The sequence below is a fragment of the Undibacterium sp. GW821-FHT11H02 genome (genome assembly GCF_058808015.1).
Genome location: NZ_JBXARG010000005.1, coordinates 86,087 through 99,393 on the forward strand (window position 1 = coordinate 86,087; position 13,307 = coordinate 99,393).

A 13,307-nucleotide genomic window follows, 5' to 3' on the forward strand; every position below is an offset into this window, starting at 1 on the left:
AATTTTTACACTTAGTTTACATCCCGCCCCCGAGGTTGACCTGAGTGGTATCGTGCAATTTGGCGATGTGAAGATCGATATGAAGGCCAGATTAGTCACCAAAGCTGACGAAGTGGTGCATCTGAGGCCAACTGAATTTAGATTGCGGAACGTCTTGGTCAACAACGCGGGGCGAGTGGTGACGAATCCGCAATTGCTCAAAGAAGTTTGGGGCCCATCGCATGGGGAAAGTGGTCATTACTTAAGGATATATATGCGTTACCTGAGGCAAAAATTGGAAGACGATCCTACCCAGCCCCAGTATTTGTTGACCGAAACGGCGGTTGGATATCGTTTGATGCTTCCACACTAGCTCGCTATAAATTAATCCCTTGATGAGTAGCAATCGACGATCAATTGATTCGTCGATAGGGACTTTATACGTCTCAATTTTTTAATTGAAATATTTGTGTTCTTGACGTAACTTGATTTAACAAGAACATTCACCAGAACGACCTAGTCGTTAATTTGAAAGGAAGTAATATGAAAAAAGTACTATTAGCCGCGGCAATCGCGACTTTGTTTAGCACTCAAGCTGCGCAAGCACAAGACGCAGCACCAGTGGTTAAACCAGAGCATGAAGTTAGCTTCAACGCGGCTTTAGCATCGGATTATCGTTATCGCGGGATCTCCCAAACGCGTTTGCAACCCGCTTTGCAAGGCGGTGCAGATTACGTGAATAATTCGTCCGGTTGGTATGTAGGCGCTTGGGCTTCGACCATCAAATGGACCAAAGACGCCGGTGGTGGCGGTAGCGTTGAAATTGATTTGTATGCCGGTAAGCGCGGTTCATTGACTAGTGACATCAGTTATGACGTCGGTGTTTTGACTTACGTGTATCCATCCAATGGATTGGCTGTAAGCGCGAATACAACAGAAATTTACGGTCAGCTCAACTATGGACCAGCGTATGCGAAGTACTCGCACTCGACGACGAATTTGTTTGGTTTTGCGAACAGCAAAAACAGCGGCTACCTAGACATCGGTGCGAATGTTGAAATTGATAGCGGCTTGGTGTTGAACTTGCATGCGGGTCATCAGTCAGTGAAGAATAATAATACTTACGCATATACCGATTGGAAGATCGGCGTCACTAAAGATTTTGGTGTGCTAAGCGCATCTTTAGCGGTGATCGGGACCAATGCTGGAGAGGTTGCCTATGCTTCGCCAGCCAATGGAAAATTCCTTGGTAAGACGTCTGTTGTGGCGATGTTGAGTAAGACTTTTTAGTCATTCTTTTGTAAAGTGTCTAATGGATTGTCTGAAGTTCTGAAGCACTGAACGATTTGCCACACATGTGTACTAGGTTTGGTAGAAGCATGTGTGTGGCGGAATCCTGAAGTTCTCCGAATGACACTTATAGCCAACCTGATTTTTTAAAACGATAATACAGGTAAGTACAAACACCAATCATCGAGCCGAGCGCAGCGGGATAACCATACTCCCATTTTAACTCCGGCATGTGTTCAAAATTCATACCCCAGATGCCAGCGAATGCGGTTGCGACTGCAAAGATCGCGGCCCAAGCCGCGAGTCGTTTGTTGACTTCACTCTCATCTATGTTCACCAGTGACAGGCTCACTTGAATCGCAGTGCTGATGGTGTCCCGGATCGACTCTATGGAAGTGTTAATTCTATACAGGTGATCGTGTACATCCCTGAAATATTCTTGGGTGCCGACACAGATCGGTGGAACGCGTCCGCCATCGAGTTTGCCAACTGCTTCTAGTAAAGGCGCGATCGCATGTTTGAGTGTCATGACTTTGCGTTTGAGTTGGTACAGTTGTTCGATATTTAGTCGCTGCGAACCTTTGGTAAAGATGTGTTCCTCTATGGTCTCCAATTCTGATTCCAATGCATCGACCACCGGGAAGTAACGATCCACCACTGCATCCATTAAGGCATACAGGACGAAGGCCGAGCCTTTCATCAAATGATGCGGTTCACGTTCGCAGCGGGCTCGCACACCGAGAAAACCTTGCTGACAACGATTACGGGTAGAGAGTACATAATTTTCTCCGACAAAAACGTCGACCTCACCGACGGATAATTCGCCATCGACTATCTCGACGGTTTGCATCACCGCGAATAAGGAATCGCCGTATTCTTCTATCTTGGGCCGCTGATGACCTTTCATGGCGTCTTCTACCGCCAATTCATGCAAACCGAATTCAACTTGCATCTGCGTGAGTTCATCGGTCTCTGCATCTTTTAATGCGACCCATACGAAGCAATCGTTACGTTTTACGTACTCACTGATATCTTCGACCAAAATGTCTGCCAGTTTTTTGCCTTCCTGATAGGCGACGCAATTAATGAGCATGAGTAAATTTCTCCGTTTTGGCAGGTGTCAATTGAATATGAAATCTTACCTGATTTGACTTTGTGACTTTGGACAAAAATGAAAAGCTTTCAACGCCAAAACGCAGAGGCGCGGCAGTTCAAAATGCGATGTGTATGCGGATCGCGGCTCTATTTGTGTAGTTTTGAATCGTCATGCATAAGAAGTCATGATGCGGTAGTGATACTAAATTAGCATGAATACTCGAGGCTAAGAGAATTGAAGGTCTTGCTGCTCTTGCTCCATCAGTGCGGTTTAGTCTGCCAAGCCGCATTTTATAGCTACCTTTGCACCACAATCTCAGTGATTTAATACAATATTTCTGCAAAAACACCTAGAAATATGCGCTTCACATTTAGAATTGAGTTTCTCAAAATAAAGAGACTGCTTTATTTTATGGTAATAGTGTGTTCAGTCTTGTCACGATCTCGCTTCGTTTGCTCCATGTCCTGTGTCGCATGATTCCATCCTGATTTTTAGAGTTTAGAAAAATGAAGTCTGCCTTACTCAGCAATACGCAATTTAAGACACTGATGCTCAGTCTGGTCTTGGTCTTTGGCGTGCTGAATATTTGGGCGACCAAGCAATGGGAACGAGCGGCGGCACCAGAAGTGGCCGCTGAATTAGGTGTCGTGTTTGGCGCGCCGGATCAAGACTATCGATTGCCAATTGAAAAAATTGTCCCTGCGTCGCCTTTAGCCGCGGCCGGAGCCAAGGTCGGTGACCATGTGGTCTTTGAACATCCTGGCGATGATGGCCGTTTGTTGGCGCGACAAGATCGCGTGCCATTGCGTTTGTACCGCTCGTCGTCGAATATCGATAGCTTTGAAACCTTGTCGGTCCAACCCATTTTAAAAAATCTGGCGCATGCGACGATTTGGCAAGCAATCACCTTGGTACAGTTCGCGACGACCTATATCGCTTTATTGATTATTACCTTGATTTCCTGGCGTCATTTGGCAAGTTGTGCGATGCGTATCTTGGCGATTGCCATGTTGGTGATTATTCCTGATACCTTCATTCCTTACTTGCCTGGTGGTGCGCTACAAGATTTTCTGAGTGTCTATTTGTTTCCGATAGAACTCTTTGTCGGATATGTGTTTTTTACCTATTTTTGTCTGATTTTTCCTGAAGACCGGCCACATTGGCGTCTGCCTTGGGTGCGCTACGGTTTTTATGTGTATGCCGGTTTGTTTGCCAGTTATACCCTGTACCACATTTTTTTGAAACTGGGCATACTGCCGTGGGAAGTCAGAGAATGGGTGAATTTGCGCATGCTGCGTCGTTGTCTGGCGATTGCTTCTGTGGTTTTGTCTCTAGGTGCGCTGGCGATTTCATGGCGGGTCAGTAACGGTATTACGCGTCAGCGTTTGGCGTGGATAGGATTTTGCATGGGAAATATCTATGCGATTTATCTGTTCCATAATTTGTTCCGCATCATGGACGAAGAACGCGCGGTGGCGTATTTTGAATTTTTTAATTCTTCGATTATTTTCCTTGCGTATTGCGGCCTGGGCTATGCCTTGTTGCGTAATCGCTTATTTGATTTTAGTTTTGCGATCAATCGCTTTAGCGTGTATGCCTTGGTGACGGGTGGCATACTCGGTTGTTTGGTGCTCATGCAGTATTTAATTGCACCCATGTTGACGCTGCAAGTGCGCTGGCAAACTTTGTTGTTTGATGTGGTCTGCGGTTTGATTCTGATCGCTTTGTACAAACCGTTTCGGGCTGGCGCCGAGCAGTTAGTCAGAACCTGGTTGTACCCTAAATGGCGAGCGCAGGAAGAAGCTTTGCAAATCGCGGTGGCCAATGCGGCCAATATCACGGGACAGGAAGCATTAGCTGCGCACTATCTCGATGCCTTGCGCGCTTATACCGGCGGGGCACGCACGGCAATCTATCATTGTCATGAGGGCTTTTGCACTTTGATCACCGGTGATTTTGAAGATGGTCCCAACCGTATTCATGCCCTTGGTGGTGATCTGGCGCGCATGTTGAGTTCTCGTCTGCCACTTTCTTTGCAAGGTTCTACTGGCGAAAATGCCTTGTTGGTGCCGTTTACTCACCGTGGGCAATTAACAGGTATTTTGCTCATCGGTGGTAAGCTCGATTTTAATCAATATCGTCCTGATGAGATTCGTTCCATCATCCACACTGCTTCTCTGTTTGATCAAGATTTACAAGCAGAGGCGCAACGCAGTCATCAACAAATGCTGGCAGAAAAAATCGCGGCGGAATTACGTGCTCGCGAAATGGCCGAGCTGGCGAATGAAGCCAAGAGCACTTTCCTCGCTACCATGAGTCATGAGATTCGCACGCCTATGAATGCGATCATAGGATTGGCGTATTTGTCTTTGCGCACTGACCTGACAGCGAAGCAGCGAGATTATCTGAGTAAAATTCATGATGCGGGTAATGCCTTACTTGGCATTATCAATAATATTCTCGATTTTTCTAAAATCGAAGCGGGCAAAATGGAAGTTGATTTTAGCCCCTTCTCTTTGGATGATGTGATCTCGCATGTGCATACGGTCACCGTGCAAAAGGCGCATGACAAGGGCCTGGAATTGGTATTGGACATACCTGAGTATATTCCACGTTTCCTGGTCGGGGACGCCATGCGACTGGGGCAGATTTTGATCAATCTGGTGAATAATGCGATTAAATTTACTGAGAGTGGTCGCGTGCGTATTGCACTTGATTTGCGTAGCGCGGAGGATTTTGACAGGAGTAATCCTACAGAACAAGCCTTGGAACTCCATTTTTCCGTCTGTGACACGGGTATCGGTATGAATGAGGCACAAATGCAGCGTTTGTTTTCTGCATTTAATCAGGCGGATAGTTCTACCAGTCGCAAATTTGGTGGTACTGGTTTGGGATTGTCGATCTCGCGTCAACTAGTGGAATTATTGGGTGGCAGCATCCATGTACAAAGTCGTTTGGGAGCGGGTTCTAATTTTGAATTTTTCTTACCTTTCCATACCTGTAGTGAATCGGCCTTGCTACAGATAGGCCGTACTATCTTTAGTGCGCAATATCATTATGCGGACACCCGCGTCTTGCTGGTCGAAGACAATGAAACCAATCAACAGATAGCGGTGGAATTGCTAGCGACAGTGGGAATACGGGTTGAGCTCGCTGCGGCCGGTCAAGAAGCTCTGGATAAACTGCATGCCGCTGATGATGACTACTATGATTTGATACTGATGGATCTGGAAATGCCAGGCATGGATGGCCATCAGGCGACGCGCCAGATACGTCAGAATCCACATTTGAATCACGTGCCAATTATCGCCATGACTGCGCATGCGATGGCCGACGTGCGGCAACGTTGTATGGACGAAGGCATGCAAGATTTTCTGGCGAAACCAGTGCAACCGGATGCCTTATTCACTACCTTAGCACGCTGGTTAGAATACAAGGCGAGTGCGCCAGAAGCGCTTCATGTACAGCAAGAATTGACTGCCTACGACCACGTCTACATTAATGAAAATCGTGGCGAAGCTAGCGCCACAGCCGGATACGATTTTAGCAGTCTCAAGCATATTGATAGCGTGCAGGGACTTGGTCAAATGATGGGCAAACAAGACTTATATCTGAAAGTTTTACGTCGATTTTGTGAGGGACAAATAAGCACTGCTGCGCAATTACGCAATGCGATAGAGTGTGGCCAATTGAGTCAGGCAGCGATGCTGGTGCATACTTTAAAAGGATTGGCCGGCAGTATAGGTGCTCAACAAGTTCAGTTAGACGCAATGCAATTGGAGTGTTCACTGAATAACTGTACTGACGAAACGATCAACAGCCAGGAAGTGCAGGACGAGTTGACGCCTATCTGGCAAAGATTAGATAAGTCTTTAAGTCTGGTGTTGGGCGAGTTACAACAGCGACTACCGGTGCAAGAGTCGGCCGCGTATCACGTCACAGCGCTTGAACATGAAGGCGCTGCCGATTTTAGTCATGACATGTTGGCGACAGTCTTGCAACAATTGCGCGAACAACTGGTCAACTATAGCGGTGATTGTCCGCAGTTTTTTGAGGAACATCGTTTGGCTTTGATGCGTCTCTTCGATGGCACACTGCTAGAGCGCTTAAATCAACATATTGCACAATATGAATATGATGAGGCCTTGTCTTTGTTGGATAAAACTTAGGTAAGCAAGCTGCAAATTTAAATTCTCAATTTGCCTATTACTTCTTCCATATCACTTCTCGTGATGGCGCAATTAGGTTTGCATATTTCCCAAATCAGGATTTAGTCACTACACTGTGCGCCTGCAATAAGCTTGCATCGATTTATTTTGCTTTTCTCATTTTCGGCAATGATATGACTACTTTTGGCAAGACCTATAGCGCGCGCAGTCGAGCGATAGAACCTTTTCACGTAATGGCTTTGTTAGCCCGCGCCAATGAGCTACAAGCAGCGGGACATGATGTGATTCATCTGGAAATCGGAGAGCCCGATTTTGTGACGGCGGCGCCTATTATTGAGGCGGGTCAGGCGGCATTGGCCGCCGGTAAAACCAGTTATACCGCAGCTCGTGGCTTGCCGCAATTACGTCAGGCAATCAGTGGTTTTTATCAACAGCGTTATGGTTTGAATATAGACCCACGTCGCATTCTAATTACGCCGGGAGGCTCTGGTGCTTTGTTACTCGCGACTAGTTTGCTGGTGGACCCGGGTAAGCATTGGCTCATGGCCGATCCTGGTTATCCCTGTAATCGACATTTTTTGCGCTTGATAGAAGCGTCGGCGCAATTGGTGCCCGTCACACCTCAACAAAATTATCAATTGACGCCAGAATTAGTCTCGCAACATTGGAACGCAGAGACCGTAGGCGCTTTACTTGCCTCACCCGCCAATCCCACCGGAACTTTGCTCAGCCGTGAACAATTGCAGGCTTTGTCGCAGGCGATTCGTGCACAGGGCGGGCATATGGTGGTCGATGAGATCTATCATGGCTTGACCTATGGTGTGGATGCCAGCAGCGTATTGGAAGTCGATAATGAAGCCTTCGTGTTGAATAGTTTTTCCAAGTATTTTGGCATGACGGGATGGCGTCTAGGTTGGTTGGTAGCGCCAGAAGACGCTGTGTCGGATCTGGAAAAGCTGGCGCAAAATTTGTATATTAGCGCACCCAGTATTGCGCAATACGCAGCGCTTGCTTGTTTCGAAGACCGCACCATCGCGATATTTGAAGAGCGTCGGCACGAGTTTGAACGACGCAGAGATTTCTTATTGCCGGCGTTAAGAAATCTTGGTTTTAAAATTGTAGTGGAGCCAGAAGGTGCTTTCTATTTGTATGCCAACATCAGTGATTTTGGCGGTGATGCGTATGCTTTCTGCCAGCATTTTTTAGAAACCGAATTTGTCGCCTTCACGCCTGGGCTAGATTTTGGTCAGCATCAATCACATCAGCATGTGCGATTTGCCTATACCCAAAATCTAAGCCGTTTGGAGCAAGCGGTGGAACGTATTGCGCGTGGTTTGAAAACTTGGCGTTCTCGTTAAGCCCAGTCAAATAATTGATTGTTGTTTATTTGGGCAGCTTATTTAGGTAGCTTATTTAGGCAGCTTACTGAGACTGCCGTCACCGCTGATAGTGCGATGACGACTGTTTGCGATTTTTTCAGCTTGGGCAAATGCACGTAAAAAGTTTTCACCTAAGACTTTCTTAATTTCGGTTTCGGTATAGCCACGGCGCAGCATTTCGTAGCTGACTAAGGCCAGATCTTCCATTCCTTGCATGCCCGCTGGCAGCATAGGAATGCCATCGTAGTCTGAACCCAGACCTACGTGATTGATGCCCGCAATTTTTCTGATGTGATCGATGTGATCAACGATGCGGGTATAGCTGCTGATATAGATAGGGTGTTGTGCTAGTAATTGACGCTCGGCTTCAGGGTAAGCCTGGGGACGGTCTTTAAATTTTGCTTGCAAAGTGCTGAGTTCAGATTTCAGTTTTTCGCCACGTTGCTGCATTTCTAGATTGGTTCTGGCATCAAGAAAAGCGGGGAAAAAATTAATCATAATGACGCCGCCATTTTTTGCCAGACGTTTCAACACTGCATCTGGCACATTGCGCGTATGGTCGTTGATGCCGCGAGCACCTGAGTGTGAAGCGATGATAGGTGCGCTGGAGATATCAAGCACATCGTGCATGACTTTTTCTGAGACATGTGAAATGTCCAGCAACATACCAAGCCGGTTCATCTCTTTCACCACGTCTTTGCCAAAACCGCTTAAGCCATTGTTCTTCGCGACATCTGCGTGGGCATCCGCCCAGTCATGCGAGACGTTATGGGTCAATGTCATATAACGTATGCCGAGGCGGTAGAAGTTGCGCAAGGCATGCAGGGAATTTTCTATCGCGTAACCCCCTTCTATGCCCATCAAAGCGCAGACTTTGCCTTGTTGTTTGGCTAGTCGGATATCGGCACTGCTTTCACAAGCGCTTAAAAATTTCCCATGTTTTTCGACTTCGCGGTTGCGCGCATCTATCATGTCCATCGCTCTGTGCATGGCGCCACCGGTTTTTAAGCTGTCACCTGAAACATAAATAGAAAAAAAATCGCCGGTCACGCCGCTTGCTTTGAGTCGTGTCAGATCGGTATGGAAGGGGTCGCCATCGCGATGAAATTGGCCCATGGTATTGCTCGCCAGATTAAAGTCTTCGTCGACCAAGGGGGTAGTAATATCATTGTGACCGTCGACGATGATAGCGCTACGATGTATTTTTAGGGCGCGTGTCCATAGCTGAGGATCAGCATCTTTTGGCATTGTTTGGGCGTAGGTAAGAGGGCCGCAGGCAAGTCCGCATGCCAGAGCGGGAATAAGCAGCAATCGCTTGATTTTTTTCATGATGAGGGTTTCCAAAAGAGGGGCAGATCAGGTGGCGACGCCAAAGTGCTACAGCATAGGCGGCTTCGCAGAAACGCACAACTTCTCAGTGGGTGATCTGGAATTTATGTGCAAATTCAGGTACAGTTTTGTGATGTAAAAAATGTCAGATTCGATTTGAATGGTGAGGCTTATGAAACTTAAAAACCGATTGCTCTTTTGTGTTTGGGTGCTCACTTTAGGCTTGGCAGCGCAAGCACATGCCGAGTTTTTAAAGTCCAGCATCACCTCGGGTGAGGGCGCGAATACGCTGTATGGCAGTTTGTTAATCCCGGGGCATAAGGTCAAGCCACCGGTGATCTTGTTGATTTCGGGTTCTGGACCCACCGACAGAGATGGTAATAGCCCTGCATTGCAAGGCAAAAATGATAGTCTGAAAATGTTGGCAGAAGAATTGGCGATTGCCGGCTTCGCCAGCGTGCGATATGACAAGCGCGGCATAGGCGAAAGTTTCGCCGCTGGAAAATCGGAGGAAGAACTACGTTTTCAAGCTTATGTCGCTGACGTACAGGCGTGGGTCAAGCAACTCAATGCCGATCCGCGTTTTTCTGGAGTTGCTATTATTGGTCATAGTGAAGGCGCTAGTGTAGGCCTGCTGGCAGCACAAAGCAGCGATGTCGCTGCCTATGTTTCTTTAGCCGGCCCGGCACGATCTGCTTCAAAAATTCTGCGTACGCAATTGCAAGATAAATTGCCGCCCGATTTATTGAAGTTGAATGAAACTATCTTGAGTAAATTAGAAAAAGGCGAATTGGTGCAAGAAATTCCTGCGCCCTTATTAGCTTTGTACCGACCCAGTGTGCAGCCGTATTTGATCTCTTGGTTTAGTGTAGTGCCGGCTGAGGTGATTAAAACTTTAAAAATGCCGGTGGCGATCTTTCAGGGCGATACCGATATTCAGGTAGCCGTTAGTGAAGCTTTGCTATTGTCCAAGTCGCAACCTATGGCGCAATTACATGTGATCAAAGGTATGAATCATATTTTGAAGCAAGTGCCTATGGATTTAAAGGAACAAGTGGCCTCGTATAGCAATCCCTATCTTTATTTAGATCCAAGCTTCATTAATCCCTTGATTAATTTTTTGAAGAAAAGTTTTGCGCAGAAGTGAATTCAGAAAATTGTGTGAAAAAAAGCCGATAAACATTTTGGTTTATCGGCTTTTTTTGTTACCTGCGAGGGTAGATTCACGGCAGCATGCGACGTAAAGTATTATCTTTGACCACATAGTGGTGATACAGACCTGCTAAGGCATGCAGGCCAATCAGGAAATAGCCGGTTTTTCCAAAAGTCACATGTAAGTCTTCGATCTGATGTGCCAGTTCTTTGTTTGGCGCCATCAAGGGCGGTAATTCAAAACCAAAAAACGGTATGACTTGTGCCTCGCCACTTAAGATCAGCCAGCCCGCAATCGGCATACCCAACATTAATCCATAAAGTGCAAAGTGCATGAGGTTCGCGATCATCGCTTGCCATTTCGGCGGTGCCGGCACAATCGCTGGCGTAGGATTACGCAAGCGCACAATCAAGCGAACGACGGCAAACGCTAGGACGGACAAACCCAACATAAAATGCCACATTTTCATCGCTTTGCGTGGATCACTACCTTTGGGGAAAAATTCACGTAGTTCTATCGTGGCATAGACGGCGATCAAGAGGAATAACATAAGCCAATGCAGACCTATACTAAGTTTGTGATAGTGCGCATTCTTCGTGAGAGAATTGTTCATGGTTTATCCTAATCAGGTAATGGAACAAGCCCTAGCAATTTGCCAATTGAAATCGTGAGAGACAATGAAGCTAGGAAAATATAATGGACTAGTCAAGGACAGCTGTCCAAATCTGGACTTACTATCCTTATTGTTGAGCTAAACCTTTATACTAGCAAAAAACAGAAAAAACCTAAAACCTTCCTTGGGATTGATATGAATCAAGAGACCATCACGACCAGTAATCACGAAAGTAGCGGTCCGAAATCGGCGCTGCTCGATGCCACAGAGGTTAGAGTTTTGGCTTCATTAGCTGAGAAAGAAGCCGCAACGCCAGATAATTATCCCATGTCTCTCAATGCGCTGGTGAACGCCTGCAATCAATTAAGCAGTCGTGATCCTGTGATGAATTTGACTGAAGACGACGTGGTGCAGGCGATTGATAGGCTGGTACTGAAAAAACTGGCAGGTGTAATCCATCAAGCGGGCGCTCGGGTGGCGAAGTATGAACATAGACTCAGGATTAAATATCTATTCGATCAAGATAAGCTAGCGGTGCTCGCCACTTTGATGTTGCGTGGTGAGCAAACGGCAGGAGAAATTCGCAATCGTTGTGGTCGCTTGCATGAGTTTTCTTCGGTCGAACAAGTAGAGCAAAGCTTGACTTATTTGATGGATAAATACCCACCGTTGGTGACCCGCTTGCCTAAAGCACCTGGCAGCAAAGAAGCGCGTTATGTACATTTATTAAGTTGTACTGAAGAAGATGCCCAAGCTCTTTCAGTCCGACCAGTAGAATCGTATAGAAGTGAGGTCAGTGCTAGCAACGCAGACCGTATAACAGCACTTGAAAATGAAGTACAAACGCTGCGACAGCAAGTCTCAGAGTTGACTGAACAGTTCTCTCAATTCGCCAAGCAGTTTGAGTAATTGGCGGTTTCACACTCAAACCGCATGCTACAAAATCTAAACAAATCGTATTTGAACCCAGCGTTTTCGTCATTGATCGTATTTGCCTGGAAAGCAGGTGTGAAGCGATTTAGCATAAGCTTACTTTGACAGAAGGCGAGGGAAATGACGATGTGGAGACGATTAGCCGCCTGGTATCAGGCTTGGAATGATGAACTGATGGCGATCATGCTCCAACCTGAGTTGGCGCAGCAGGTGCAAGGAACGCTAAACCAGAAGCTCGCGCAACGTCTGGCTCAGTTGTCGACGATAGAGCGCAGGCAGTTGCATCAATTTTGTAGTACCTATAATGGCTGGCGCTTATGGCGTGCATTAGCCGCTTGTGCTTTATTTTTTTGTGCTATTGGTCTTTCTATCACCTTCTGGAAAACCAGTTTAGGTATGACATCAGCGATTCTGATCGCGAACCTGTTGGGTTTTAGTCTGTTGGCTGGCTTGACCGGTATCTGGTTTAACTATCGGCGTATCGTCGAGAAAAAATACAAGATTCTTCTGTTAACTCAAGCAGGCATAATTGGCGGCGCTTTCGTAGGAAGCGCAATCGGTGCCTTACTGAAAAATAAACCACTTTTATCTGCGATACAAGAGCGAGCACCGAGCATCTTTTTGGCATCGGCGGTTGTGAGTGTCATATATGGCATTTTAGTGGGCGCGGTAGCAGCATGGCGCAATATGGGTTATGAACGTATCGCCACACAGATGCAATGGGAAGCCGAACGCGAGAAAGTTGCGCGTGAACTCAGCGAATCACAATTACGTTTATTGCGGGCGCAGATAGAGCCACATTTTCTTTTTAATACTTTGGGCGCGGTACAGCAATTAGCAGAGCAGGGTAGCAAGGGGCCGCATGGTGAATCAAAGGCCGCCGAGTTAACCGCCAACCTGATCGTCTTTTTACGTGCCAGTATGAGTGAAATGCGTGCCGAGCAAATTACTTTGGAAGAAGAGTTCGCCATGGTGAGGGCTTATCTGGAAGTGATGCAAGTACGTATGGCGCATCGTTTGACATTTAGCATGGATTTGCCGACGCAATTTGCCAACTATAAGATCCCAAGTATGGTGTTGCTCACGCTGGCGGAGAATGCGATCAAGCATGGACTGGAACCATCAATTCGTGGCGGCAGCATTCACATTAGCGCAGCGGCCTTGGGTAGTGATCTCTGTATTACGGTGCGAGATACGGGCGTGGGCTTAAGTGACAAACCAAGCAATGGTATAGGTTTGCAAAATATTCGTGATCGCCTGCGCCTCGCCTATTCAGCAAAGGCTGGACTCGATATTAGTGAAGTAGAAGCGGGCGGCGTCATCGCGGAAATCACGCTGCCGCTGGTACCAAATGTGTCGACATGAT

At 46.9% G+C, this 13,307-nt stretch carries 9 protein-coding genes and 1 pseudogene; 7 read left to right on the top strand and 3 right to left on the bottom strand.

Annotated elements, in window-relative coordinates:
• Positions 1–52 precede the first annotated feature (52 nt).
• A pseudogene (locus tag AC1RR2_RS06985) lies at positions 53–352 on the top strand (winged helix-turn-helix domain-containing protein); the annotation flags it as partial.
• Positions 353–522: 170 nt separating this feature from the next.
• Positions 523–1,269, top strand: a complete 747-nt coding sequence (locus AC1RR2_RS06990) for a TorF family putative porin (RefSeq protein ID WP_493221573.1) — start codon at positions 523–525, stop codon at positions 1,267–1,269.
• A 127-nt stretch (positions 1,270–1,396) separates the two neighbouring features.
• Here the strand turns inward: AC1RR2_RS06990 and corA are convergent, their stop codons facing one another.
• Positions 1,397–2,362: a magnesium/cobalt transporter CorA gene (corA, locus tag AC1RR2_RS06995; RefSeq protein WP_493221574.1), complete on the bottom strand. Its 966-nt coding sequence runs from the start codon at positions 2,360–2,362 to the stop codon at positions 1,397–1,399.
• Positions 2,363–2,871: 509 nt separating this feature from the next.
• Here corA and AC1RR2_RS07000 point away from each other — a divergent pair.
• Both AC1RR2_RS07000 and AC1RR2_RS07005 read left to right on the top strand, forming a co-directional pair.
• Positions 2,872–6,534, top strand: a complete 3,663-nt coding sequence (locus tag AC1RR2_RS07000; protein WP_493221575.1) for a response regulator — start codon at positions 2,872–2,874, stop codon at positions 6,532–6,534.
• 173 nt (positions 6,535–6,707) lie between these two features.
• Complete coding sequence (locus tag AC1RR2_RS07005) at positions 6,708–7,892, top strand: pyridoxal phosphate-dependent aminotransferase (RefSeq protein ID WP_493221576.1); 1,185 nt, start codon at positions 6,708–6,710, stop codon at positions 7,890–7,892.
• Between the two features lie 51 nt (positions 7,893–7,943).
• Here the strand turns inward: AC1RR2_RS07005 and AC1RR2_RS07010 are convergent, their stop codons facing one another.
• The gene (locus tag AC1RR2_RS07010; protein ID WP_493221577.1) at positions 7,944–9,242 is read right to left on the bottom strand and encodes a dipeptidase; all 1,299 of its coding nucleotides are present in this window, start codon (positions 9,240–9,242) and stop codon (positions 7,944–7,946) included.
• 172 nt (positions 9,243–9,414) lie between these two features.
• Here AC1RR2_RS07010 and AC1RR2_RS07015 point away from each other — a divergent pair, with 172 nt between their 5' ends.
• Positions 9,415–10,389: an alpha/beta hydrolase gene (locus tag AC1RR2_RS07015; RefSeq protein WP_493221578.1), complete on the top strand. Its 975-nt coding sequence runs from the start codon at positions 9,415–9,417 to the stop codon at positions 10,387–10,389.
• 76 nt (positions 10,390–10,465) lie between these two features.
• On the opposite strand, the gene AC1RR2_RS07020 is transcribed toward AC1RR2_RS07015, so the two are convergent.
• Positions 10,466–11,008, bottom strand: a complete 543-nt coding sequence (locus AC1RR2_RS07020; RefSeq protein ID WP_493221579.1) for a cytochrome b — start codon at positions 11,006–11,008, stop codon at positions 10,466–10,468.
• Positions 11,009–11,203: 195 nt separating this feature from the next.
• Here AC1RR2_RS07020 and AC1RR2_RS07025 point away from each other — a divergent pair, with 195 nt between their 5' ends.
• Complete coding sequence (locus AC1RR2_RS07025; RefSeq protein WP_493221580.1) at positions 11,204–11,917, top strand: YceH family protein; 714 nt, start codon at positions 11,204–11,206, stop codon at positions 11,915–11,917.
• A gap of 150 nt (positions 11,918–12,067) precedes the next feature.
• On the top strand, positions 12,068–13,306 hold the full coding sequence (locus tag AC1RR2_RS07030) for a sensor histidine kinase (RefSeq protein WP_493221581.1): 1,239 nt from the start codon (positions 12,068–12,070) through the stop codon (positions 13,304–13,306).
• The last annotated feature ends 1 nt before the right edge of the window (position 13,307 follow it).

Coding starts and splice junctions, on each gene's coding strand:
- AC1RR2_RS06990 (WP_493221573.1), top strand. CDS start 523: ATGAAAAAAGTACTATTAGCCGCGGCAATCGCGACTTTGTTTAGCACT.
- corA (WP_493221574.1), bottom strand. CDS start 2,362: ATGCTCATTAATTGCGTCGCCTATCAGGAAGGCAAAAAACTGGCAGAC.
- AC1RR2_RS07000 (WP_493221575.1), top strand. CDS start 2,872: ATGAAGTCTGCCTTACTCAGCAATACGCAATTTAAGACACTGATGCTC.
- AC1RR2_RS07005 (WP_493221576.1), top strand. CDS start 6,708: ATGACTACTTTTGGCAAGACCTATAGCGCGCGCAGTCGAGCGATAGAA.
- AC1RR2_RS07010 (WP_493221577.1), bottom strand. CDS start 9,242: ATGAAAAAAATCAAGCGATTGCTGCTTATTCCCGCTCTGGCATGCGGA.
- AC1RR2_RS07015 (WP_493221578.1), top strand. CDS start 9,415: ATGAAACTTAAAAACCGATTGCTCTTTTGTGTTTGGGTGCTCACTTTA.
- AC1RR2_RS07020 (WP_493221579.1), bottom strand. CDS start 11,008: ATGAACAATTCTCTCACGAAGAATGCGCACTATCACAAACTTAGTATA.
- AC1RR2_RS07025 (WP_493221580.1), top strand. CDS start 11,204: ATGAATCAAGAGACCATCACGACCAGTAATCACGAAAGTAGCGGTCCG.
- AC1RR2_RS07030 (WP_493221581.1), top strand. CDS start 12,068: ATGTGGAGACGATTAGCCGCCTGGTATCAGGCTTGGAATGATGAACTG.